Source organism: Streptomyces huiliensis (assembly GCF_020037025.1).
Lineage (GTDB): Bacteria > Actinomycetota > Actinomycetes > Streptomycetales > Streptomycetaceae > Streptomyces > Streptomyces huiliensis.
Map to the genome: position 1 here is coordinate 1 of NZ_JAIQLH010000550.1, position 686 is coordinate 686.

1 protein-coding gene is annotated in these 686 nt (G+C 71.7%); it reads right to left on the reverse strand.

Annotated features, from left to right (window positions below):
• Positions 1–13: 13 nt before the first annotated feature.
• Positions 14–686, reverse strand: a 673-nt coding sequence (locus JNW98_RS35810; protein WP_223772413.1) for a transposase family protein, incomplete at its 5' end; no start/stop codon positions are given.

The following is a 686-nucleotide window of genomic DNA, read 5'->3' on the forward strand; positions in this document are numbered from 1 at the left end:
TCAGTGAGCTCTTTCAGCGCTGCCGCTCCAGGGTGAGGACGGCCGCGGAGATTGACGACATTCGATTCGGACTGCACCGGGACCTGCGGAAGATCCGCCACGACTTCAGTCGTGCAACGCCGCGCTCGACCGGCGCCCGCGCTGTGGACAGCGCCCGGTTGACGGTCTGCCTGTTCGGCGTGAGGTCACGGCCTGGCGGGCGTCTGAGGGGTGTCGTCACCCATGGGCCGGCCCCGATGTAGGCGCGGTCGGCGAGGATGGGAACGCCCTGGCGTTCACAGATCCGGATGATCCGGTGGGCACGGGCCGCGGTGAGATCGTGCGCGCGGCCGGGCAGCGCCGGCGAGGTCCACAGCAGCCGCCTGGCCGGGTCGGTCACCACCTGCACGTTCACCCCGTGCCGGCGGTGCTTGTAGGAGAAGTCGGCCCGGCTGTCTCCGACCCGGTCGCACTCCGCCAGGGTGCCGTCGAGCAGGACGTAGTCCGGGGCGGCCTCGCGCAGGGCACGCAGCAGGCCGGGTGCACGGTCGGCAAGCAGGCCGACGACGGCTGTCGTGTAGGCGTGGGCGGTTCCGACGGAGATGCCGAACCCGGCGGCGAGTTGGGCGAGGGTGTCGTGCCGGCGCAGGTACACCAGGCCGACCAGGGCACGCTGGTGCGGTGGGAGCTTGCAGCGGCGGTCACCC